The sequence below is a fragment of the Streptomyces sp. Wb2n-11 genome, from assembly GCF_001049855.1.
Lineage (GTDB): Bacteria > Actinomycetota > Actinomycetes > Streptomycetales > Streptomycetaceae > Streptomyces > Streptomyces altiplanensis.
Genome location: NZ_CVPB01000001.1, coordinates 7484385 through 7508969, shown reverse-complemented (window position 1 = coordinate 7508969; position 24585 = coordinate 7484385). Strand labels below are relative to the sequence as shown.

Sequence of the window (24585 nt, the reverse complement as noted above, 5' to 3'; positions counted from 1 at the left end):
TGAAGCAAAGGACGGGGCCGGTGTGCGGGCTGGGGGCTCGTGCCCGTAGGCCGTTCGACCCAATGGCGCCTCCGGCGGAACACCGGGGCGGGCAGGGGCTCACGCGTCACCGTGTGAGCGCTGCTTTCGCTCTGCGTCAGTTCACGCACCAGGGCATGGCAGTTGGTGCCGCCGAAGCCGAAGGCGCTGATGCCTGCGCGCCTGATCCCGTGACGGGGGTGCCACTCCCCAGTTCCGTCTGCAGACGGAAGGGGGACGCGTCGAAGGCGAACCGGGGGTTCGGCCGTTCGCAGTGCAGGGTCGGTGGCAGGGCCCGGTGCACGACGGAGAGCACGACCTTGTGCAGACTCGCCATTCCTGCGGCCATCAGCAGGTGGCCCACGTTCGACTTCACACTGCCGACGCCGCAGAACCCCCGCTCCGTCGTGAACTCGCCGAATACGCCGGTGAGCGCTTTCAGCTCGATCGGGTCACCGATCATGGTGCCGGTGCCGTGTGCCTCCACGTACGACACACTCGCGGCGTCCGCCCCCGCCTTGGCGAGCGCGTCACGGACCACTGCCTGCTGCGCCTCGGGGTTCGGCGTCGTCAGTCCCATGGTGCGGCCGTCGTTGTTCATGGCCGTGGCTTCGACGACAGCCAGAATCCGGTCACCGTCCGACAGCGCCCGGTCCAGGGGCTTGACCAGCACGGCCCCCGCACCCTCCCCCGGCACGAAGCCGTTGGCCCCGGCATCGAAGACCCGGCAGGCGCCGTCCGGGGACAGCGCGCGCGACGCGCTGAGCGACAGGTAGGCGGTCTCGTCGAGGATCAGGTCAGCACCGCCCACGAGAGCCATCTCGCACTCGCCCAGTTGCAGTGCCTGCCGGGCCAGATGAAGGCTGGTGAGCGAGGAGGAGCAAGCGGTGTCGACGACCAGGTTGGGGCCCCGCAGATCTCGGAAGTGGGCCAGGTGGGCGCCGATGAAGTTCTGGTTGAGCCCGGTGGCCGTAGCTCTGTGGGGAACCACGATCCGTGAGCCGTAGGAACTCGTGCCCGACCCGACGAATACTCCGACGCGCCTGCCGGCCAGTTCGTCGCTCCGGTATCCCGCGTCCGCGAACGTCTCCTCGGCCACCTCCAGGAACAGTCGCGTCAACGGATCGACATGGGCCGCGTCCTTCTCCGGTATCCCGAAGTAGCCGGCGTCGAAGTCCTCGATGCCTTCCAGGAAACCGCCCCACTTGCTAATGCTTCGGCCGTCGCGATGCTCCGGTGAGTACAGAGTGGCTACGTCCCAGCGCGATCGGGGAACCTCGCGTACACCGGAGCGACCCTGGCGCAACAGGTCCCAGAAGTCCGCCGTCGTGGCAGCGCCCGGGAAGCGGCCGGCCATGCCGATGACCGCGAGCGGCATGGCCGTCGGCGCGGTGCCCGCCGGGGCGCCGACCGGGGGTACGGCCGACGCGGTGTCGGGCGTACCCGACGCGGTGTCGGGCGTACCCGACGCGGTGTCGGGCGTACCCGACGCGGTGTCGGGCGTACCCGACGCGGTGTCGGGCGTACCCGACGCGGTGTCGGGCGTACCCGACGCGGTGCGGGCCCAGCGGGCGATGCCTTCGGGGTACCGCTCGCACAGGTGGTCGGCCAGCCGCGAGACGCTGGGGTGTTCAAGGACGACGGACGGCTCCAACGGCGTTCCGGCCAGCGGCTCCAGAGCACTGACGATGCCGGCGATCAGGATGGAGTCGACGCCGAGATCCGCGAATGCGGCGTCCGGCCGGATCCTGCCGCGGTCGAGCAGCAGCGTTTCCGCGAGCACGTCGGTGATGTGGCTCGCGCAGCTGCTCCTCAGCTCTCCGGGATGCGCCGAGACGTCGCCGGAGGCCCGCAGGCCCTCCCCCGTGAGGGTGTCGGACGGAGCGGGTCGCCCGCCACTGGCCGCTGACAGCAAATCAGTCGCCTCCGCTCGGGCCGCTACGGCGACGAGGCTGGTGTGTCCGGTCGTGGAGAGCGCCGAGTCGAGCAGGGCGAGGCCCTGGTCCCGGGTCAGCGCGGAGAGTCCGAGTTCGCGGTAGCGGGGGCTGGTGACCTCGCCCATTCCTGCTCCCGCCCAGCTGCCCCAGTCGATGGCGAGCCAGCGGGTACGCGTCCCCCGCGCGATTTCACGGCGCGCCGCGTAGGCCGCGTAGGCGTCGAGCGCGGCATTGGCGCTGGCATAGTCGCTCAGGCCGACGGCCAACGAGGGGATGACAGCGGAGAGCGACGAATACAGCACGACGAAGTCCGGTTCGTCCTCGGCCAGCGCACGGTCGAGCTCTACCAGACCGGCCCCCTTCGGTTCCCAGCACGCCAGGATCTCGTGCAGCGGCTTCCGCACGAAGGCGGGTGTGGGCGCCACCGAGCCGGCGCAGTGGAGCACGCCTGCCGGCCGGCCGAACCGACCGCGTACGTCTGCCAAGAAACTGTCCACCGCCGCGGGGTCGGTGAGCGGGCCACTGTGGAGCAGGACCTCGGCGCCCGCGCTCTCCAGGCGCTGGATCGCCGCGACCCGGTCCGCCCACCAGGCGTCCGGGGGCGCGCCGGTCCAGCGGTGCCGAGGAGGCAGTTCCCTGCGTCCGGCGAGGACCAGCTTGCGCGCACCCCGTTCAACGAGGAGCTCGGCCACGGCCAGACCGAGGCCCCCGGTGCCTCCCGTGATGACGTAGGGCCTCTCGGCGGAGATGACGAACGTGCCCAGCGTGTCGGTCCCGCCGGACGGGGGAACCTCGATCGGCGTGAACCGAGGCACCTCGCGAACACCGTTGTGGAAGCGGATCTCAGGTTCCTCACCGGCGGTCACGACCTCGCGGAGTGCCAGGCCGAGGAGGCTCTCCAGGCCGTCGAGGCTGTCGTCGGCTTCGACCGTGACCGTGCGGACGGCACCGTACTCGGCTCCGATCGCCCTTGCCAGAGCGGCGAACCTGGCTCCTCCCACCCCTGCGTCCGGGAGCTGGTGTCGCGTCCCGGCCCCGACCTGCCGCCGCACATGAACCAGGCGCGGTTCACCGACACGATCGTCCGCCAGGAGTCTCTGGAGCAGCCCGACGCGTCCGTTCTCACGGTTCGGCAGAGCCGCACCTGACACGTCGGCCAGGTCGATCACGCTGTGCAGTGGACCGTGGCACGACAGGATGTCGTCCGCGATCCGAAGACCCGCCTCGTACTCCCCGAACTCCATCTCGTACTGGTGAGGTACCAGGGGCGGTAGCACGGAAGGTTCGCGGACGACCACCCATCGCACATGATCGAAGCCGGCGAGGTCCTCGGTGAAGGAGACTCCAGCCTCGTGGCCGACCAGAAGCAGACAGAGAGGGCGCCCGTCGAGCGGCGCGGGGGTGGCGGGTGCCGACATCCACTGCCGGGCCATCAGGCGGGGCACGTACGCCGCCCGGTCCGCTGACGAAGCCGTCGCGGGCGTCATGTCGTCCTCTCCGTCCGGCGCCGGTCCGTACGTGGTCGAGTGGTCGAAGGGGTAGACCGGGAAGGCAACCCGGCGCCGGGCCGGATCGGCCGCGGCGCCGACGAGCCCGCCGGCCACCCAGGCCAGCGCGTCCCGATGTACCGCGCAGGTTCCCGGAGCACTCCGCTTCCCGTCACTGCCGGTGTACAGGCCGTGCGCCGTGTCCCCCGCGAGATAGGCGTCCAGTTGTCCCAGCAGCTGATGCCGGTCGGAAGCCACGGCGGCGAGCCGGACCGGCAACGCGCCGCGGGCCGTCCGGGAGGTGTGGGCGAGATCGGCCAGGGAGTGACCGGTACGTGCGACGGAGGATCGCAGTCGCCGTACGTACTCGCCGAGACGGTCGGTATCGGTAGCGGAGAGCACGATCAGGTGCTCGGCACCGTCTTGGTCGTGGGGGCCGGCGTCGGCCTCGGGATGCGGGCGCGAAGGCGGCTCCTCGACGACCACGTGCGCGTTGGCCCCACCGAACCCGAAGGCGCTCACTCCGGCCCGGAGCGGCAGCTGGGCCCCCGTGTCGTCCACCGGACGCCATGCGTGGGCTTCCGTGAGCACCCGGAACGGTCCGCCCGCGAGGTCCAGATGGTGGTTGGGCCGCTCCCCCACCGCGTTCGGAGGGAGAGTGCGGTGGCGCAATGCCAGGAGAACCTTGAGGAGACCTGCCATGCCGGCGGCGGACTCCAGGTGGCCCACGTTCCCCTTCACCGCTCCCAGATGGCACCAGGGAGCGTCGGGGACAGCGTCGAGCCCGGCGAACGCCTTGGTCAGCCCGGCGACCTCGATCGGGTCGCCGAGTTTCGTGCCTGTGCCGTGGGTCTCGATGTACGACACGGATCGGGGGGTGACGCCCGACCGGTCCAAGGCCGTGGCGATCACGTCGGCCTGGGCCTCCGGATTGGGGGCGGTCAGAGAATGCGCCCTGCCACCGTGGTTGACGGCACTGCCTCTGATGACCGCGCGGATGTCGTCCCCGTCCCGGAGCGCCATGTCCAGCGGTTTGAGGACCACGACGCCTACGCCCTCACCGCGGACGAACCCGTCGGCCCTTTCGTCGAAGGTCCAGCAGCGGCCGCTGGCCGAGAGCATGCCCGCCGCTTCGAGCGACGCGAACCACTGAGGAGAGAACAGCACGTTGACTCCGCCGGCCACCGCGAGCTCGCACTCCCCGGCTCGGAGTGCGCTCAGCGCCCGGTGAAGCGCGGTCAGCGAGCTGGAACACGCTGTGTCGAGCACCTCACTGGGGCCATGGAGATCCAGCACATGGGAAAGGCGGTTGGCGATGATGCTCTGGACGTGCCCGGTGACACTGTGGGCCGCCACGGGCTCGGCGTGCCGGGACAGCAGCTCCGTGTAGTCGGAGAGGGTCGCTCCCACGAACACACCGGTTCTGCTGCCCGCCAGGGCGCGGGGGGCGTAGCCCGCGTCCTCCAGGGCGTGCCACGCCTCCTCCAGGAACAAGCGCTGCTGGGGGTCCATCAACCGCGCTTCGCGTGGGGAGATGCCGAAGAACCCGGCGTCGAAGGCCAGGACGTCGTCAAGAAACCCGCCCATGGGGCGCAGGTCGCCGAACCGCCCCGGAGAGGCCTTGGAGACCAGGTCACGACCGGCCATGAGCTGGGCCCAGTAGCTGTCGAGGTCCGCGGCGCCCGGGAACCGGCCGGACATCCCGATCACCGCGACCGCCGAGGACCGCACCCCGTCGGCTTCCGACCTGCCGTGCCGGAGCAGGGACCGTGTGCTGCCGTTGGTCGCGCGGCTCCCTGCGGGCGCTCCGCTCAGGGGCACGGACTCCGCCACCCGGTCCCGGTAACGGCTGAGCAGTTCCGTCACCAGCGCATCGATCGTGGGCGCCTGATAGAAGACCACGGGCGTGAGAGTCAACTGGAACTGCTCGTTGAGCCGGTTCGTGAAGTCGGTGAACAGCATGGAGTTGAAGCCGTAGTCACCGAACTCGGATGCCGTGTCCACCTGTGCGTACGGGATCCCCGCCAGGTCGGCCGCTTCGCGGCGGAGCCGGTCACACAGCCGGGCGCGCACGTCCGCGCCGGGGTCCTTCGCTTCCAGGACGGGGCCGGTGCTCCGGCCGACGGCGGCAGCGGTCGGCTCCAGCGCCTTGAGCGCGGAACCGATGCGCTGCTGGTCACCACAGCCGATCAGCACCGTGGGGCGGCCCAGGCGCAGGGCGTCCTCGAGGGCTCGCAGGGCCGCCGGTGTGGCGATCGCGGTCAGACCGACCGTCGTGGCGGTCAGCCGACGGACTGCGGGCGGCATCTCCATGCCGCCCTCCTCCCACAGTGGCCACACGGCCGAGATCGAACGGCCGTGCCGTTCGCCTCTTTCCACACGCTCCGTGCGGTGTTCGGCGAACGCGTCGAGGAACCGGTTGCCCGCGCAGTAGGCGGCCTGCCCCGCGTTGCCGAAGGTGCCGACGAACGAGGACATGGCCAGGAAGAAGTCCAGCTCGTCGTCAGCGGTCGCCGCGTCGAGCACGGTCGTGCCCGTGACCTTGGGAGCGAGTACGGCCGCTGTCTCCGCGTCCGTCCTACCGCGCGCGGGCCCATCGAGCAGGACGCCCGCCGCATGGATCACCCCGCGGAGGGGCCCGTGGTGCTCACGGGCGGAGTCGAGCGCCTTCACCACCTCGGAAGCGTCGGTGACGTCGGCCCGCAGGTACAGGAGATCTCCGCCGCATGCACGTACCCGGTCACGCAACTGCTCCGTGCCTGTCGTCGGAGCCGAGCGCCCCACCAGGGTCACCGATGCTCCATGCCGTTCGGCGAGATGGGCGGTCAGCAGAGCGGCGATGCCGCCGCTCCCTCCGGTGATGAGGTAGTGGCCGCCCCGCACGAAGACGGAGCGGCCCCCGAGCTGAACGGGCACCGGCTCCCACCGCCGTACCTGCCGGTGCGCACCGTGGAAACGCACCTCGGTCGATCCGTGCGCGACCTCGGCGAGCACGCGGGCCGGCTCCGGCTCCTCCGTACCTTCGACGATCTCGACCCGCACCGCTCTGAAGCCCGGTACCTCCTGGGCCAGTGCCCTTCCGAAGCCGGGGACGACAGCGCCGAGCGGGTCCTGCTCGCTGGCACGGGACACCTGGACGCAGGTCACCCGGCGTCCGTCGTCGGCCAGCCGGACCAAGGTGCGCAGAGCCTCGGTCTCGCGTGCCGCTCCTCGTTCGTTCGAAGGACGTGGGACATCGACGCCCCGCCGGTCCACGACGACCAGGTGCCGGCCGTCGTCCTGGATCGCGGGGACATCCGCAACATCGGCCACCATCCGGTCGGCTGCCTCGCCCCACGCCGGGTCGCCGCCGATGACCACCACCGCGACACCCTCCGGGGTGGAGGGCGGGACAGCGGGTTCCGTTACCCACTCCGGGACGTGGTACGTCACTGACCCGGTGATGTCCGGTGAGGCCGGGTCCGAGCTCGCCGTCGTCGGCGGCGTTCGCAACCAGTGGCGTGTTCGCCGGAACGGGTAGCCGGGCAGCGGGACCCGACGCCGTCCGCTTTCGGGCAGGGCGTCCTTCCAGTCGACGGCTGCCCCCTCGCACCACAGTCGGCCGAGCCGGGCGAGGTCACCGCGTCCTCCCATGGTCCGCAGCACCTCCGCCATGCGGCTGGTGCCATCGAAGACGTCCGCGAGGCCCCCGTCAGCGCCGACGCGGCCATGGCTCACGCCGACGTCCCGCGCTGCATCGGCGAGCGGGCGGCCCGGCTCCGCGAGACGGTCGAGAGTGGTCAGCAGCGTCTGCCGGTCGCCGGTCGTCATCGCGAGGCGCATGCTCAACTCGGCACGGCCCAGACGCAGGGTGTGGGCGACATTCGCGAGCGGCACGTGCTCGCCGGGGCCTCGCAGCCAGGAGGCCAGGCGACCGGTCATCAGGCGAAGCTGCTCGTCGTCGTGTGCGGAAAGCACCAAAAGTTCGTTGCCGGCCTCGGACGCGACGCCGGTACGGTCGGGTGACGGTGCCTCCTCCACGACCATGTGGACGTTCACTCCACCGGCGCCGAAGGAGCTGAGCGCCGCGCGGCGCGGTCCGGCGTGCGGTCCGGCCTTCCACTCGGCCGCGGTCTGCTGCACCAGGAACGGCGTGTCGGCGAAGTCGATGTCGGGATTGAGCTCGGCAGCGTGGAGGGACGGCACGAGTGTGCGGTGCTTCAGTTGCAGCAGCACCTTGGTGAGCCCGGCTACGGCTGCCGTGGCCTCCGTGTGGCCGATGTTTCCCTTGATGCTTCCGATCGGGGTGGCCATGCTCGGCAGGTTCGCTCCGAACCCCTTGGTGAGACCGCGGATCTCGATGGGGTCGCCGAGCGGCGTGCCCGTTCCGTGTGCCTCGACATATCCGACCGTCGCGGGATCGATGTCCGCCCGCCGGAGGGTGTCGGTGATGAGGGACGCCTGGGCTTCCGGGCTGGGAACGGTGAACCCGTTCGTCCGGCCGCCGCTGTTGGTTCCCACGGACCTGATGACGCCGTAGATGTGATCGCCGTCGGCCAGCGCCGCTCGCAGTGGGCGCAGGACCACCGCGCCGACACCCTCGCTGGTGACCATACCGTCGGCGCCTGCTCCGAAGGGCCGGCATCGGCCTGAGCGGGAGACCATGCCCAGCTGCGCGTACTGGATGCGGCGTGCGGGGTGCAGGATCAGGTTGACTCCACCGGCGATCGCGGCGGTCGCACTGCCGGAGCGTAGCGCGTCGCACGCGAGCGTCAGCGCGACGCCGGAGCCGGAACAAGCCGTGTCGACCGCGATGCTAGGTCCCGTGAGATCGAGGAAGTAGGACACCCGGTTGGCGATCTGGTACAGGTCGGTGTTCGGGTACCGGCTGAGACCGGCGAGCGCGGCGTTGGCGCTGAGCACGGCGTAGTCGGGCCCCATGGAGGCGACGTAGACCCCGACGTCAGGCCCGAGGCTCGCCGCGGTGTGCCCGGCGTCCTCCAGGGCGTGGTAGGCGACTTGGAGGAAGATCCGCTGCTGCGGGTCCATCGTCTCCGCCTCGCTGGGCGCGATGTTGAAGAACAGGGAGTCGAACTCGTCGACACCCTCGATGAGCCCGCCCGCGGACGAGTAGGTCCTGTCGGGCCCGCCGTTCGGATCGGTCACGTCCGTCCGGTCCCAGCGCTCGGACACGTCTCCCACCGATTCGGCGCCCTCCACGAGGTTGCGCCAGAGCTGAGTGATGTCCTCCGCGCCGGGGTAGCGTCCCGCGATCCCGACCACGGCGACGCTGTCGTCATCAGGACGAGTCTCCGCCGGCGTCTGCGGTGCGGGCCTGTCGACGGGCATGTCGGCCCGCACGGGTGACAGGGCGGGGACAGCGTCCGAAGGTGCGGGCTTGACGGCGGCGGCGAGGGAACCCAGGGTCCGGTGCTCGAAGAAGAGGGTCCTCGGCAGTCGGCCGTACCTCTCCTCCAGAGCCACGGTGGCGTCGACGATCTGCAACGACTCCAGCCGCAGTGAGTCGAGGGTGGTGTCGTGGCGCAACTCGGAGTTCGGCACCGCAAGCAGTCCGGCGAGCACGTCGCGTACGACGTCGAGCGTCGAGCCGCCGTCACCCGCCTTTGTCGGCCCAGCGGAAACGGGGACTCCGTTGACGGCTCGGTGCAGTTCCTGGGCATCCGTGAGGTCGGTGGCGAGCGCAGTCAGGGCCGCGACGCGCTCCGGAGCGCCGAGCTGCAGTGGGGACTCCGCCCGCATCGGATCCGCCGAACCGGGGTCGGTGGCGTCGTGGCCGTCGCCGCTTCCCTCACCACCGTCGGGGCGGAATACCAGCCGCGCGAGCTCTTCCAGGGGCGTCCGGTGGATGACCGCTCCGTCTCCGGACTCCGGGTGGCGTGTGCCCGGTCCCATCGCGCTGTCGAAGAAGAGACGGGCGGGACGGTTCTTGGCTGTCGGCCGCTGCACGGCCTCCATCGTCACGGGAGCGCCTTCACCGGATTCCGCGGTCGCGACGGCGGCGAGGAAGGCGTGCTCGACACCGCGCCCGAGTACGCGGCAGCTCATCAGGAAGGAGTCGAGGACCACAGCCTCCGTGTCCACTCGGGTGACAGCCGCGCCGACGAGCCCGTAGTCCCCGAACCGGTCGCTGACCTCGGCCACCCAGCAGCGGGCCCCCTCCTTCAGCAGCGCCCGCAGTTCGGGTTCGGACCGGCGGACCGTGTTGAGGTTGAACTGGTTCGTGCGCTGGGTGAGCTGAGCGACCCGCGCGAGTTCGTCCTCACGTACCTCGTGCGTGTCGATCCGCAGATCCAGTCCGGCGACGAACTCCGCCAGCGTCCCCGACGAGTGGCGCAGCGCCTCACGTCTGCGTCCCAGCCGGTACATGGCGGTGCGCTGCCGGTCCTCGGCGGTGACGTCGTCGCGGTCGAAGGCCCAGACCCGGTCCAGGAAGTTCGGGAGGTCCGCCTCGTTCTGCGGCAGTGTCAGGGCGAGCACCTCTGGATGGGCGGCCCGGACTGCAGCTGTCTCCACGGGATTGTCGTCCAGGAAGACCATGCTGCCGAGGCCGAGCCCGAGTTCCTGGGCGAGGGCCACGAGATTCTTGGGCTTGGGATCCCAGTTCACCCGACGTGCGGCGACATGCTCCGGTTTCAGCGGCATATCGGGCCGCTGCCGGAACACCGCGTCGACATCCTCCTCCTCGTTCTTGCTCGCCAGGCAGAGCAGCACGCCCCGGTCGTGCAGCTCCACCGCCCACTCCTGGAGCCGTCGGCGCCCCGGGCCCATACCGACGCCCAGAGGGCCCTCCTCGCCGCACACTCCGCTCCAGAGCGTGTTGTCGCAGTCCAGTACCAGCACTTTGAAAGGGGGAGCGAGCAGAGAGTGGATCTTGCGCATCACGGCCGTGCCCAACGCTGCACAGGCAGTCGGCGTGTAGGGGATGTGCGCATGCTCCTCACGTGCGGCGTCATGGTGCTTCGGAACGGGGTACACGCCGCTCCAGTCCGCGCTCCCCAAGACGTGAAGCCCTGTCGTCCCTTCGAGGGCGGCACGCAAGTGGCTTTCGGCCGCCTCGAGTTCCGGACCACTTCGCGCCTGGGCAGCGGGAGAGGCCGGGCACAGCGCGACCACCAGAGGCACCGAACCCCGCCCGGCCGCCTCGACGGCGGCCGTCACGAAATCGTCCAGGGTGCGGCGCCTGTCCGGGCCGGACGGCCAGTCCTCCAGACGCACCAGGGCGAGGTTGCAGCCGCGCCGGTTGGAGGCGAAGGTACTCGTCGGGTCGAGGAGCTCCTGGAATACCTGGTTGTAAGGAGTGAGACGAACATCGAGGTCCAGCCCCAACCGGTCGCTCCAGTGAGCAAGTACCGCGCGCAGTGGGTCGGTGGTGAAAGTTCCGGCCACTGCCAGCACACCTAACGGCGTCATCGCACCGGTTGCCCCGGCGGGATCCTCCGCCGGGCGGCGACCCGTTGCGGCGAAGTCCTCCAGTACCTCCACGGAACCCGGTTCGCTCTGCGCGGCATGGCGCACGATCGCCGCCGCCACCGGCTCGACGGGCAGAGCATCGTGCGCGCTGGCGACGCTGTCCGCAAAAGTGGTGGCCAGCCGGGCTGGTCTGACGATGGACACAGCCGTGCCCGGGTACTCCACCGCGCTCGCCCGCACCAGGCCCTCCACCGCGTGCTTCGCGGCGATGTAGTGCGACAGGCCACGGTGCGGCACCGTAACGTACGCGGAGGAGATGGCCACCACACGTCCGCCGCGGGCCGCAAGGCCGTCCGCGAAAGCGGCGAGCGGAGCCTGGGCCAGCTGCACCGCACGGCGGACATGGTCGACAGCCCTGGGCACAGCGGCCGTATGGAGGTCCCATGCCTGCGCCGCGGGCCCCGCGTTCAAAAAGAGCAGGTCCACCGGGCCGTACTCGGCCTCGATGGCCTTCCGTGTCTCGGCGCACCAACGCTCATCGGCCACATCGCCCCGATGAAGGCGGACCCTGCTGCCGTCCCGCCCCAGGGCTGCGACCAGAGCCTCGGCCTCGGCCCTGCTGTGGTGGAAGGCCGCGTGCACCGTGCAGCCGGCGATGGCCAGCGCCTGGACCAGGGCCGCCCCGAGACCGCGGCTACCGCCGGTGACGAAGGCCGAACGTCCCGAGAGCTGCCGGCCGGTCACCACGTCTGCCAGCAGCGATCTCAGTTCGCCGGTGGACGGGGGACAGCCTCACGGCGCACGACGGTTCGGAGCCTCACGTGCGCCTCGAGCCTGCCGACGAGGACTTCTCCCGCCAGCCGGACCGTACGGAAACGTTCGTCGACGTCCGTGATCTCCGCCCGGCCCGTGAAGCCCTTGCGACCGGCAGCGTCGTCGCAGGTCATCTCGTAGCCGCTGATCATCGCGGCGCGTCCGGGCGCCTCCATCCCGGCGAGATGACTGGACCAGCCCAGTACGGCAAGGTGCTCCACTCCGACACCGTGATCGGGGAGGCACAGCTCCGCCCCCAACGAGCGGAGTGCCTGCCAGTCGGGCCGGTAGGCGCCGCCGTGGACCGCGCCCACCGCGAGCTCTTCGAACGGAGTCACCGCGGACTCGGTCGCTGCCTTGGGGCGTGCGGCTTTCGGGGGGGCGGCCCGAAGCTCTCCACGGACGAAGTCGGCCTCGCCCTCGATGAGGGTCCTGCGTCCGTCGACCACCCGGATGCTCAGGCCGATAGCACCGTCCTCGCCCTCCGGGGCCGCCGTCTCGACCTCCCAGACGTAGCTCTGCCCCGGAAGCACCGGTCCCACGAAACGGGCCCGCAGGGCGGCCAGCGTTCTCCCGGTCAACGGCGGGGCCTCCGCGAGCACCTTCAGCAGGCAGAGCAGTCCGTGTGCAACGGGTTCACCGAAAGGAGTGCACCGCGCGTACGACGCGTCCACGTGCAGCGGGCTGGCGTCCCCAGTGGCCTCGGCGAAGCTGAGAACCTCGTCGTGGGTGACATGCAGACTGCCAGTAGCGGACTTGGGATCCATTTTCGCCGTTGTTCCTCTCCGCAGTGCCGCGAGGTGGGGTGCCCGGCCCGGCGGGCCCGGCTTGATCGGTGGGACACCTGGGCCTTTCGTCAGGACCGTGCAGGGCTCGCGAGGTCCGGCACCCTGAGCCGGCCTGATCCGGACGAGGGCCCTACGCCCCGACCGCCGCTTCGCGCAGGGACGCCTGGATGTGCTTGGTCAGGCCGGTCAGTGTGCTTCCGGGGCCAATCTCCCGGAGATCCGGTTCGGGCAGACCCAGCAGATGAACAACCGTCTCGGTCCAGCGGACGGACGAGGTCAACTGCCGACACAGGGTGCCGGCGATGTCCTCGCCATAGACGCGGCCCGTGGTGTTCGCGATGACAGGAATCTTCGGGCGTGCCAGCACATAGCCGCTGAGGAACCGATCGAACTTCCGGGCGGCGGGCTCCATGCAGCGGGAGTGGAACGCACCGCTCACCTTGAGTGGCACCACGGCCTGGGAGTGTTCGCGAATGAGAGACGACACCGTCTCGACCGCTGCTACCGGGCCGGAGATGACGATCTGGTCCGGTGCGTTGAGGTTGGCTACGTCGACCGGAAGCCCGGAAGTGTCGAGCAGGGAGCGGACCCTTTCCTCGTCGAGTCCGATCACAGCGGACATCGCACCGGGCTCCGTATCGGCCATCAGCGCGGCGCGCTTGGCCACGATCTCCAGCCCGGTCCGAAAGTCGAAGACTCCCGCCGCGAAGAGCGCGGCGTACTCGCCGAGGCTGTGGCCAGCCATGACCTCGGGTATCCGCCCACTGGTCCGCACGGAATCGACGTAGGCGAGGGCGTCCACCACATAGACGGCACACTGGGTGTAGCGGGTGTCGGCAAGGCGGTCCGCCGGGCCGTCGAGACAGAGTTCGGCCACCGAGTATCCGAGCAGGGAGTCCGCCTGACGAACCAGGTTGGGATAGGTCCGGAACAGTTCCCGGCCCATCCCCACGCGCTGGGAGCCTTGGCCGGCGAAGAGGTGGACGAGCGTCACGGCCGCGCCTCCCTGCTCCGGCGCGATGACGCCGCCATAACACCGAACCGGTCGGTCAGAATGTCGGCGGCTCCCCGCATGATCATCTCTCCTATGTCGTCGACGTGGCGATTGCGCCAGCTCTCGCGCTCCGTTCCCCGCACGAATGAGTTGAAGGCACCGAGAGCCGGTCCGCAGTTGATCTGGTAGTCGACCTGGTGCTCCTCCGAACCACTCATAGCGAGGCGGATGGACTGCACGAAGTAGGCCTTGAACACCAGCAGCATCTTGTGTTTGGGATCGCTCTCGGCCAGTGCGAGGGCTTCCGGGTTCGCTCGCCGGTAGTAGGCGCGCGTCTCCTCCCAGACGTCCTCGAAGCTCCGCCTGAAGTAGCGCCGCTGCAGCTGGTCGGCAGTGCGCCGGTCCAGTTCCTCCAGTGAGCCGTGGCGGCGGTAGAGCTCGTACAGCTTGTTCGCGCGGGCCGGGTAGAACAGGCCGCGCCGCAGGACCTGGGCGCGCGCCCCGGTCTCCAGCATGTCGCCGGCGGGCACGATCGCCATATCATGCGCCTCTGCCTCCTGCAACATGTCCTTGACGCGCTCGCTGGTGCCGCATTCCACCGTGCACTGGTTGATGCTTCCGGTCAGGACGAAGTCCGCGCCCAGCACGAACGCGGCCGCCGCCGCCTCCGGAACACCGATGCCCCTGCCGCTCCGACCCGGATCCTGGCGGCGGCGGGAACGTCGCGGGCGACCCGGTCCCTCTGGCGGATGATCTCCGGAAGAAGGATCACGAGTTGCCGCTGGTCGGTGTGACCGCCCGAATCTGCCTCCGCTACAAGATCGTCTGCCAACGGCACGCGGTCGGCGAGAGCGGCTTCCTCCGGCGTGATCCGTCCCGCGTCCACGAGGGCGTCCACGAGGACGCGCGGTGCGGGCCGAAGGAAGCACTCCGCGACTTCGGGGCGGGACACCTTGGCCATGACCCGGTTGGGAATGACCACGGCGCCGTCGCGGCCCACGCGCAGACCGCTCAGCCGGTACCGCACCAGGCTCGGTGTCGGGCGGAGAAAGGACGCCGCCTCCACCCGGCGTACTCGATGCTGGAGAAGCAGGTCGACCTGTTCCTTCTCCTTCGCCGGATTCTCCAGGCTCGCGAGGAGATTGAGCCCGTACGGACCGTCCCCGAGCTCTCGACGGAAGCGGTCGATCGCCGCGACGATCCGGTCGGGGCTCAGCCCTCCTGCGCCGAAGTACGACAGGAGCCCCGCCCGGCCCATCCGGACGACCATGTCCTCCGATGCGACCGCCTTGTACATGGAGCCGGCCACATAGGCGTAACGCACGTTGTGGTCGGCGGTGAAGTCCGCGCTGCCCAGCGCCTCCGGAGCGATGAACGGCAGCCCGGCACGGGTCTCATCGACATGTCCGGCCCCCACGGTCACCCTTGTCTCCTCGCCTTCGACGGACGGATGTGGAGCAGGTCAACCGGCTGTTGCGCCCGTGCGCTTCTCGTAGCGCTCCAGGATGGCGGGCATCTCGGCGCTGACGAAGCCGAGGAAACGCTCCATGTTCGCGAGGCGGCGCAGCCGCTCTTCGGAGGCGCCGTCGGCTTGGAGCGCCGCCAGTCCGGCCGCAGCGATGCGGTGGAAGTCGGGGAACTCGGAGAAGATGCCGCGCACCTTCGGTGCCCAGCTGTTCTCCCGCAGCTGCAGCGTGTAGTTCTCGCTGAGGGCGCCACTGCGCTCGAAGACACTCACCGGGTCGTTCTCGGGCGTGAGCTGGTCCACGATGCGGTCGATCGCCGCACGGGGCACGCCGAGATCCTTCGCGATGTCGTCGGCGGTCTGGACGGCCGGCTCACAGATCATCATGTAGCCGACGACGCGACCCCGTTCATGAGGCATGCCGTCGTTCTCGAAGTAGTACTGAGCGACCTTCTCCACGAAGGTTCGCTCCCCCTCCGTCAGAGTGATGGGGAAGATCTCGGTGGCCATGGCTTCTTCTCCTCAGTGCGCGGATCGACGGAAAAGGGGATCAAGCGGAAACGTTCCGGCTGTACTCGTCCCAGCGCTTCGACATGTCGGCGAGATCGCCGACGATGTACCCGAAAAGCTCCTCGATCTCGGCGATACGCCGCCGACGCTCGTCGCTCGCGTCCGCCAGCGCTTCCAGTCCGTACTGAAAGATGCGGCGGTACTCCGGCCAGCTCGCGAACGTGTCGGACACGGCTTTCGGGTACCCGTCATCGACAAGCCGGTAGCGGGTCTCCATACCCTGCGTTTCGATTCGCTGGTACAGGCCGGCCAGCACGAGCTGTTCGATCAGCTGCTCGATCTGGTCGACGGTCGCGTCGACCGCTGCGGAGATCTGGGGCAGCGTCTGCTCGATGGGGTCGCTGATGATCATCCAAGCCATCACGCGCCCCTTCTCCCACGTCACGCCATGTGCTTCGTGGTAGTGCCGCGCCACCCCGTCCACGAAGGACCGCTCAGCCCCGGTCAGGGTGTCGTACCGCTTATCGGCGGAAATGCTCACTGATCCCACCTTTCCGTTGAGGGAAGAGGTATCCGGAGTGATCCGACGAGCGGCCACCCCGGTGAACTAGCAGCAAGCTTGGCCGAGAAGGGTGGGCGCCCGCCCCAGGAGAACCCCCAGCAGAAACCCCAGTCCCCTCGAGGGGAAGGCGCTCAGGCCCTCCGCGGGGAATCCTCGATGCAGATACCGCCGCTCAGTGCGTCGGACAACTCGGAGCGTTTGCCGATTCCGAGCTTGGCGTAGGTCTGGCTCAGGTGCCATTCGACGGTCTTCACGGTGACGAACAGCGCCTGCGCGATCTCCCGGTTGCTGAGACCCGTCGCCGCTTTCTTCGCCACACGTTCCTCGGCCGGGGTCAGCGGCACCGCAGCAGAGCTCCCCGATCGTGTCGGACGCGCCCCGGCGAGGCGGAGCTCCGACCGGGCCTCCGCCTCCAGCGCGGCCGCTCCGATCTTCTGGGCCAACTCCCGGCCGGCGTCGAGCCTCCGGCGTGCCGCGCTCCGTTGTCCCGCTCGCCGCAGCATCGATCCCAGCGCCACCAGAGTGCGGGCCCGCTCCACCGCGTCCGGCAGCCCGTCGAGCAGCCTGTGCGCTTCTTCCACCAGAACGAGCCCTTCGGCACCACCCTTGAGTTCCCCGTAGGTGCGCAGAGCCACGGCCAGTGGACGTGCCGCGCCGAAGGCACGAGCCCGCTCCAGTTCACCGAGGGCGAGTTCGGCTGCCGCGGCGGACTCGCCGGACCGGACCAACGCACGGACGGCGTCCGAGAGATATTCACCGATCGCGGACGGGTACCACCATCCCTGCCGGGCTGCTAGATCCCGGCAGTCGCTAATCTCCGCCAGTCCTGCGCCGAAGCGTGCGAGCCGAATCGACAGCCGCCCCCGGGCCACCCTGAGCGGCACGAACATGGCGGCCTCGGGCAGTTGTCCTGCCAGTCCGGTTCGGTCCAGGAAATCCGCCGCCTCCTCCGGCCGCCCCGTATCGATGAGGCAGTGGACGAGCACGGCCGCCGCCAACGGCACGCACGCGGGGCGCAGCGACGTCGCGCTCTGGTGCCTGAGTACGACGCGCGCCGTCCGTTCCGCTTCTCCGAGGCGACCGGTGTCGTACAGAACACGCGCCCGCAGGCTCTGGGCGGTGTCCACGGTCAGCAGTTGGCCGCATGCGGCGGCTCGGCGCGTGTGCTCGTCCAGAGCCTGCTCCGCAGCACCCAGGTCGTCACACTGCGCCAAAGTCCAGGCTGCGATGGAGGCCGAGGTCAGCTCGGTGTCGTGATCCGTTGCAAGGTCGCCGTCCGCCAATGCCGCAGCGGCCAGCCCACGGACACGCCGTACGTGCAATCCTCGGGACAGGGCCTCGGCAGCGGCGTGCGAGCGCAGGGTTCTGGTGCCCGGCACAACCGCAGGTGTGTCCCGCCGCCGCAACTCCCCCGGTATCAGTCTGGAAAGTACCGAGGCGAGGGAGCGCACCTGCCCGGAAGCACTGTTCTGGTCCTGGCAAAGGACGGCCAGTGCCTCCTCGTAGCGGGCGGAGGCGGCCAGCGCCACCCCCAGGTCGGCCCGGACCGCACTCCCGGACTCCCACTCCTCGGCCTTGCACTGAGCTTCCACCAATCGGTCCACCGCCGACGGCCTGTGCGCTCGTAGCTCGGCGGAGCCGAGTTGCGCCAGAATCGCCGGCTGCGGCTGCTCGGAGAGTGGTTCGGCGAGAGCGTGCCGGAGATAGCGGATCGCCGCACGCGGATCACCTCCGAGCATCGCACCGCGGGAGGCCGAACGCAGCACGGTCACGGCCCAGGGATCGCCCGCCGGGTCGGTGCGAACCAGGTGTTCGGCCACCTCGCTCACCTGTGCCCCTGCGGTCTGGAGCGACCGTGCGGACCTCCGATGGGCGCTGCCGCGGTCCCGTGGCGACATGTGGCTGTACACCACCTGCCTCATCGCTGCGCGCCGAAACCGGTACGGCATTCCGGGCCGGAGCACGTCCGCATCCCGGAGACATCCCGCCGCGTCGAACATTTCGGCCTCGTCGAGACCTGAGACCTGGGCGCAGTGCTGGGGCTCCGCGTGACCGTTCAGCACCGCTATGGCACTGGCCAGCACCTCCGCTGCGGGTGGCAACTCCCTGAGGCGGCTGCGCATGTGCCAAGAAATGCGCGCGGGGGTGAGAAGAAGAATTTCCGGTAACGAAGACTCGTCGGGTGTCAACCCCAGGCCGATCATTTGGTCCAGCAACTCAGCCAGATGGAGTGGGTTGCCTTCTGTGAGGTCGAAACAGGCGCGCAGCACACCGTCGTGTACGTCGCTGCCGAGACGCCCGGTGATTCTTCGCCGTACCGCCTCCTCGCTCAGCGGTGCGAGGCGGGTGAGGACGGCAACGGGAGAGCCGCAGACGGCCATGAGCAGATCCTGCACGGGTTCGTGCGCCCCGCGGGTTACGGCAAGCACGACGAGGATTTTGTGATTCTCCAGACGATTCACCAGATAGTTGATGAATCTTACCGACTCCGTGTCAATCCATTGAGCGTCATCGACAAGTAAGAGCAGTGGACTCCTCAGAGACGCATCTCTGCATATCCCGTACATGCCCTGCAGGAGCGAGTAGAGGGCATTTCCCCCTTCTTCGCGCTCTCCTTTCGTCGTCGCACCGTCCGAGTCGACCTGCGACGGGAGGGACAGGGGTGGAGTTTCCGCGTCCACCTCTTCGAGCGCCTCTCCGGCACGGTCGACGCCCTGCTGCTCGAAGAGCTGACGCGCCACAGCCCACGAAAACCCCTGCTCAAGCACGCTACCTCGGGCGTTCAGCACCTGAAAGGCCTGCCCATCCGCCTCGGCACGCGCATGCTGCAACAGGCTGGACTTTCCAGTGCCTTGCTCGCCCTCGACCATGACCAGGCCACCGACGCCACGTCTCGCCCGCTCCAGAGATTTCCGCAGCAGCTCGATCTCGCGGTCTCGCTCCAGCAACTCACATTCCTGCCACATTCGCCGTACCCCCTGAATGGAGACCAATTTCGGCCTCATCGCCTGCAGACGAACGAACAGGAGGAAACATAGGGGCAGGAGGCATCGGCCGGGTAGACCCCTCCGCGGAAATTAACGCACATTTGTCGTCACGCAAACGAATCGCGACGAATCCTTCACCTCGATTTTCGGCCCCGGGACGGAATCCGTCGATAGGCGTTCAGCCACGGGAAGCATTTCTTAAGAAGTCATCTCATTTGGCGAGTCTGTGACAGCAGATGAGGGTGCAGGCGATGCTCGTGAGGGCGGGGAAGTGATCGGCCTTGCGTTCGTAGCGTCGGTGGAGGCGGCGGCAACCGGCGAGTCAGGACATGGTGCGTTCGATGGTCCAGCGGTGGCGGCCCAGTCGTTGCGAGTACTCCACTCCCTTGCGGGCGATGCGGTGGGTGATGCCGCGTTCACGTAACCATCGCCGCAGGTGGGCGTAGTCGTAGCCCTTGTCGGCGTGGAGTTTGCCGGGCTTTCGCCGTCGCCGGCCGCGGCGCGAGCAAATCGGCGGGATGTCCTTCACGAGCGGGATCAGGGCCTGGCTGTCGTGCAGGTTGGCTCCGGAAATGCCGACGGATATGGGCAGACCCGACCGTTCCGTGATCAGGCGGATCTTCGAGCCGTACTTGCCCCGGTCGACAGGGTTCGGACCCGTCAGGTCCCCCTTTTCAGGGCCCGCATGTTCACCGAGTCGATCGCGCACCGCGACCAGTCCAGCTCGCCGCGGGCACCGAGTTCGTCGAGGACCAGGCGGTGGAGTTTGACCCACACCCGGGCCTTCGACCACTCCGAGAAGCGCCGGTGAGCAGTCGCTCCGGACGGGCCGAACGACACCGAAGGCAGCTGCTGCCAGGTACAACCCGACGTGGCCACGAAGACAATCGCGGCCAGCACTTCCCGGTCTCCGTGCCGACGCCGGCCACCGCCCTGAGGCCGCGACGGCGCCTCCGGCACCACCCGCTGGAACAACTCCCACAACTCGTCCGGCACCAGCCGCTCAACGATCCCCACCATGACCAGCAGACTACCGAGCCAGCCAAATGAGATGACTCCTAAGTGGGTGTCAGACCCGGCTCAGGGCAACCGGAAGCTTGTCGAAGCCGACCATCTGGGGGGGATGGCCCAAGCGAGATCACCGTCGCGATCCACGCCGATGTCCTTGAAACGGTCGAAAAGCACTCCTAGGACGAGACGTGTCTCCAGGCGTCCCAGGGCGTTTCCGATGCAGTGGTGGGTGCCGAATCCGAAGCCGAAGTGCCGCCCTTCGCTGTTGCGGTGGATGTCGAACGCCTCCGGGTCGGGGAACTGCCGCTCGTCCCGGTTGGCCGAACAGAAGCTGGCGGCGACGTGCTGGTTAGCGGGAATGGTCACGCCTGCCACCTCCACCTCGCGGGTCGAAGCCCTGAGCCCCGTCGTGATCGGTGGCCGGTGGCGAAGCACCTCTTCGACGGCCTGCCCGATCAGGCTGCGGTCGGCCCGTACCTCGGCCTGCGCCTTCGGGTTCAGGTCCAGCAGGTCCACCGCATTGGCGACGGTCATCGTCGTGCTGATATGCCCGCCGGCGAACATCACGTTGGCGAAGTTCACCGTCTCGTCCTCGGTGAGCCGATCGCCGTCGAGCTCTGCGTTGGCGAGCCGCGTCAGCATGTCGTCGCCTGGCTTGTTCTTGCGCTCGCGCACCTTCTCACGGAGATAGCCGATGGCTTCCTGCTGGAGTTCACCCAGAGCTTCCAGATACCCCTCCTGCGCCATCTCCTCCGGCGTGACGCTCATGACCTTCCGGGCCCAGTCGTAGAACCGGTGGCGGTCCTCGGCCGGCAGACCGAGGATCTCCAGGATGACGGCGATAGGGACGGTGTACGCGAGGTCCGCCACGAGATCGATCCGGTCCCGGTCGCCGAAGCCGTCCAGGATTTCGTTGGTGATCCGTACGATCTGCGGCTCATAGGCAGCGATCGAACCCGGCGTGAAGGTGGTGCCCAGGATCCTCCGGACTCGGGTGTGACGGGGCGGGTCCATCTGCGGAAGGCTCTCCAGGCCCGATTCGGGGAACCCCATCCTGTGCATTTCCGAGGAGAAGGTTCCCGGATTCGTCAGGACATTTCGTGCGTCCGAGTAGCGGTACACCACCCACCAGCCCGTGGCCGGGTCCTGATGTACCGGGTGGTCGTCCCGCATGGTGCGGTACCAGTCGTAGATCGCCGGGTCGTTCACGTTAAGGGTTGTCCCGTAAATGATCTTCGAGTCGTCTTGGGTAGGGCTGGTCGCTGTGCGGTCCGTTGGCCTACCCGGCGAGAGCGAGGTTGTGCAGGCGGGCGATGCCGAGCATGGCGTGGTGGACTCCGTCGCCTTTGAGGCGGCAGTCGCGGAGGATCTTCCAGGTCTTCATGCGGGCGAAGACGTGCTCGACGCGGGCGCGGACCTGCTTGTGGGACTTGTTGTGCGCCTGCTTCCACTCCGGTAGTTCTTCGCCTTTGCGCCGGCGGTGTGGCATGACGAGTCCGGTGCCGGGGTAGCCACCGTCGGCGATCGTGAGGGTCTTGCCGACGGCCGCCTTGGCGCCGGATTCCTCCCAGGCTTTGCAGTCGTTGCGGTTTCCGGCAAGCGGTCTTCCCACCGCGACGACCAGGCGGGTGTCGGCGTCGATGACGACCTGATGGTTGGTGGAGTACCGGTAGTTCTTCGACTGCGCGGCGATGGCGTGGTCCCGGGTCGGGACCAGAGTGCCGTCCACGATCAGCACGGTGTCCTTGGCGAACCGCTTGCGGGGCTGGAGCGCGAGCATCGGCCCGAGGTGGTCGATGATGCGGTCGGCCGCCGACTTGGAGACCCCGAACAGCGGGGCGAGCTGGCGCATGGTCAGGTTGGTGCGCCAGTACGCCGCGACCAGCAGGGCCCGGTCCTCCAGCGGAAGGCTCCACGGCCGGCCCTTGCGGACCGCATCCGCACCCTCGCGTCGCAGCACGGTCACCAGCTTCCCGAAACAGCGCGGGCTCAGCCCGGTGAACGGGGCTATCCAAGACGGCTCCGACGCCGTGATCACACCAGCCACACCAAGATCATCTCACCCGTGACCAGCAGTTACGGGACAGGCCTTAGGCTGCGGAGCTATCTCGCTGTCGATGGTGGACACCCCATCACCTTTCTCGCCTGAGGAGTCGGGCACGTCATGGGCAGCTTGACTGCTGCCTGTCCGGAGATACACCCGGGTCTGCCCCAGACTCGACCCCAGCAACACGGCCGGACGGCCTGTGTCTCGGTGGGTCAGCTGTTCACGTCGCGGTTGTTGAAGCGGAGGAGTCCGGCTCCGACGAAGACGAGCGAGGCAACGGCCATAACGGCCGCGTCGCCCCACTGGAAGCCGTTCCTCAGCGGTTCGCCGCCGATGTAGTAGTGGAAAGGCGAGAGGCGAACGAGCCACTCGGCACCGAGCTGGACGGCGAAGGTGTTGGCCGTGTAGGCGAGGACCCCCACGACAGCGGCGACCACGAGAACGACTGCGCGCCGGCCCACAGCCGCGCCGATACCGAGGGCCAACGCCCCGAAGGTGATCGCGAGGAGTGCCAGGTTCAGGCACTGGGCCAGGAAGTCGACCGGTGTGACACTGGTCAGCTCCGCACTGTCGCGGACAGCGAGGACAGCGAGCCAGACCAGGGCCGAAATACCGAAGGCGCCTGCCACGAGTGCACCGAAGCGCTGGAGGGCGAGCTGGGTCCGGGTGATCGGGTGGGCGAGCAGCAGGTCGAGCTGTCCGGACTCCTCGTCGCCGGCCACGGCGCGGGCTCCCATCGTGATGCCGTAGATCATCACAAGCAGGGGGACGATGACCCCGAACACCGTGGCCTGCAGATAGCCGGCCGCAGTCCCGTCGACGTTGAGGCTCTGGCGGAGAGCCTCGGGAATGGTCTCGGTGTTCTCGCGCTGCGTCGGGTAGGTGCTGGCGTACACCATGCCGACCAGGGCCGTGCCGACGGCCCAGCCGATCAGCGCTCGGCGGCTGTCCGACAGTGTTTTGGTGAGGATCGCGGTGCTCATGGGTGGTTCCTTCCATACCGAAGTGCAACGTCGTTCTGATGCATGGTCAGGCGATGGGCGCAGACTCGGTGCGCGGTGCCGCTTCGGCACCCTCGTAGTACGAATGGAAGAGCTCGTCGAGAGCGGGCTCCGACGCGCGCAGACTGGTGACCGTGTAGCGGGCGAGCGCCTTGATGAGGGCATCGGGGCTGCCCGAAACCTGGCCCGTGACCTTCGTACCCGACTCGTCCAGCCGAAGGCGTTCGCCGCCTGGCACGCCCTCGAACGCCTTCGCCGGAACGCTCGTCCCGAAGGTCACCTGAATGTCACAGACGACGCCGGTACGGAGGTTCGCCACGGCGTCGAGGGCCACGAGGTGCCCGTCCCGAATGATGCCGACCCGGTCCGCGACGGCCTCCACTTCGCTCATGATGTGGCTCGACATGAAAACCGTCTGGCCGCCTGCGGCCGCCTCCCCGACCATGTCGAGGAAGGTCTGCTGAACCAGGGGGTCGAGACCGGAACTGGGCTCGTCGAGGACGAGGAGTTCCGGCGCGTGCATGAACGCCTGCACGAGGCCGACCTTCTGCCTGTTTCCCTTCGAAAGCTTTTTGATCTTCGCGCTCTGATCCAGACCGAGCCGATCGGCCAGGTCATCGATCCGCGCCTGGGGAACTCCCCCGCGCAGCTGCGCCAGGAAACGGAGGTAACTACGAACGTTCTGGCGACCGTCGCACACGAAGTCGCCCGCCAGGTATCCGACGCGACGCCTCAGCTCGACCCCCTCGCTCCTCGGGTCGAGCCCCAGAACGGAGGCGCTGCCCCCGGTGGGGCGGATGAGATCGAGGAGCAAGCGGATCGTGGTGGACTTGCCCGCACCGTTGGGACCGAGGAAGCCGAACACCTCCCCCTGAACCACATCGAGGCTGAGGCCCGTCAGGCCGCGGCGGCTGCCGTACGTCTTGGTGAGCTCCCGGAGCTCAATCACATTCTCCATGCCCGGAACATAGCCTAGTTTCAGAGATCTATAAACATTCTGAGCGTTAAGGTTTATATGTATGATGGAGACCTGCCGCATCGAGGAGGCCAGACGTGGGCGACCCGGAGGACACTGACGCACAACTGCGCGACCAAGCGGAGAGGCTGGCCCTGACCCTGTCTCAGGGCGGCATGCAGAAGACCACGGCCCGCGTGATGACGGCCCTGCTCTTCAGCCGGCAGGAAACCATGACCGCGGGCGATCTGTGCGACGCCCTGCAGATCAGCTCGGGCGCCGTCTCGGGCGCCGTCAACCAACTCATCCCCACCGGCATGATCGAACGTGCACCGGCTCCCGGCAGCCGCCGTGACCACTACCGCTTTCGCGAACACGCCTGGGCCACCCTTATGGGAAACCAGAACACCCTCCTCGCCAGCATGTGGGACGCCGCCGCCGGAGGCATCAAGATCGCCGGCAAGGAATCCGCCGTCGGCCGCCGCCTCGACGAGATGCAGGATTTCTACGGTTTCATGCAGCGTGAGATGGCCGCGCTGATCGACAGATGGCGAGAACAGTACGATTCACAGCAGGAGTGACGGTCCTATGCCCACCTCA

13 protein-coding genes and 1 pseudogene are annotated in these 24585 nt (G+C 68.6%); 1 reads left to right on the top strand and 13 read right to left on the bottom strand.

Annotated features, from left to right (window positions below; all coding sequences use genetic code 11):
- Window positions 1–136: 136 nt before the first annotated feature.
- The 13 genes and pseudogenes from BN1555_RS34150 to BN1555_RS34095 form a co-directional block, all read right to left on the bottom strand.
- Complete coding sequence (locus BN1555_RS34150; RefSeq protein WP_093803007.1) at window positions 137–11599, bottom strand: SDR family NAD(P)-dependent oxidoreductase; 11463 nt, start codon at window positions 11597–11599, stop codon at window positions 137–139.
- 17 nt (window positions 11600–11616) lie between these two features.
- Window positions 11617–12432: a MaoC family dehydratase gene (locus BN1555_RS34145; protein WP_093803006.1), complete on the bottom strand. Its 816-nt coding sequence runs from the start codon at window positions 12430–12432 to the stop codon at window positions 11617–11619.
- Between the two features lie 151 nt (window positions 12433–12583).
- On the bottom strand, window positions 12584–13447 hold the full coding sequence (gene fabD, locus BN1555_RS34140) for an ACP S-malonyltransferase (RefSeq protein WP_255306326.1): 864 nt from the start codon (window positions 13445–13447) through the stop codon (window positions 12584–12586).
- A complete protein-coding gene (locus BN1555_RS39730) occupies window positions 13444–14094 on the bottom strand; it encodes a beta/alpha barrel domain-containing protein (RefSeq protein ID WP_218058225.1) in 651 nt (216 codons plus the stop codon). The genes fabD and BN1555_RS39730 overlap by 4 nt, the downstream gene beginning before the upstream one ends.
- Window positions 14070–14870, bottom strand: a complete 801-nt coding sequence (locus tag BN1555_RS39725) for a beta/alpha barrel domain-containing protein (protein ID WP_218058224.1) — start codon at window positions 14868–14870, stop codon at window positions 14070–14072. Before BN1555_RS39725 ends, BN1555_RS39730 begins: the two co-directional genes overlap by 25 nt.
- 39 nt (window positions 14871–14909) lie before the next feature.
- Complete coding sequence (locus BN1555_RS34130; RefSeq protein ID WP_093803004.1) at window positions 14910–15422, bottom strand: hypothetical protein; 513 nt, start codon at window positions 15420–15422, stop codon at window positions 14910–14912.
- Window positions 15423–15462: 40 nt separating this feature from the next.
- The gene (locus tag BN1555_RS34125) at window positions 15463–15963 is read right to left on the bottom strand and encodes a hypothetical protein (RefSeq protein ID WP_093803003.1); all 501 of its coding nucleotides are present in this window, start codon (window positions 15961–15963) and stop codon (window positions 15463–15465) included.
- A gap of 152 nt (window positions 15964–16115) precedes the next feature.
- Window positions 16116–18932, bottom strand: a complete 2817-nt coding sequence (locus BN1555_RS34120) for a helix-turn-helix transcriptional regulator (RefSeq protein ID WP_176710236.1) — start codon at window positions 18930–18932, stop codon at window positions 16116–16118.
- Window positions 18933–19182: 250 nt separating this feature from the next.
- Window positions 19183–19991: pseudogene (locus BN1555_RS34115) on the bottom strand (IS5 family transposase).
- Window positions 19992–20051: 60 nt separating this feature from the next.
- Window positions 20052–21191 carry a cytochrome P450 gene (locus BN1555_RS34110; RefSeq protein ID WP_093803001.1) on the bottom strand — a complete coding sequence of 380 codons (1140 nt, stop codon included), beginning with the start codon at window positions 21189–21191 and terminating at the stop codon, window positions 20052–20054.
- A gap of 70 nt (window positions 21192–21261) precedes the next feature.
- Window positions 21262–22029 (bottom strand): transposase, encoded by a 768-nt coding sequence (locus BN1555_RS34105; protein WP_093796984.1) that lies wholly within the window; start codon window positions 22027–22029, stop codon window positions 21262–21264.
- Window positions 22030–22241: 212 nt separating this feature from the next.
- On the bottom strand, window positions 22242–23012 hold the full coding sequence (locus BN1555_RS34100; RefSeq protein ID WP_093803000.1) for an ABC transporter permease subunit: 771 nt from the start codon (window positions 23010–23012) through the stop codon (window positions 22242–22244).
- A 46-nt stretch (window positions 23013–23058) separates the two neighbouring features.
- The gene (locus BN1555_RS34095) at window positions 23059–23988 is read right to left on the bottom strand and encodes an ABC transporter ATP-binding protein (RefSeq protein ID WP_093802999.1); all 930 of its coding nucleotides are present in this window, start codon (window positions 23986–23988) and stop codon (window positions 23059–23061) included.
- 95 nt (window positions 23989–24083) lie between these two features.
- Between BN1555_RS34095 and BN1555_RS34090 the strand changes: the two genes are divergently transcribed.
- Window positions 24084–24566, top strand: a complete 483-nt coding sequence (locus tag BN1555_RS34090; protein WP_255306325.1) for a GbsR/MarR family transcriptional regulator — start codon at window positions 24084–24086, stop codon at window positions 24564–24566.
- Window positions 24567–24585 lie beyond the last annotated feature (19 nt).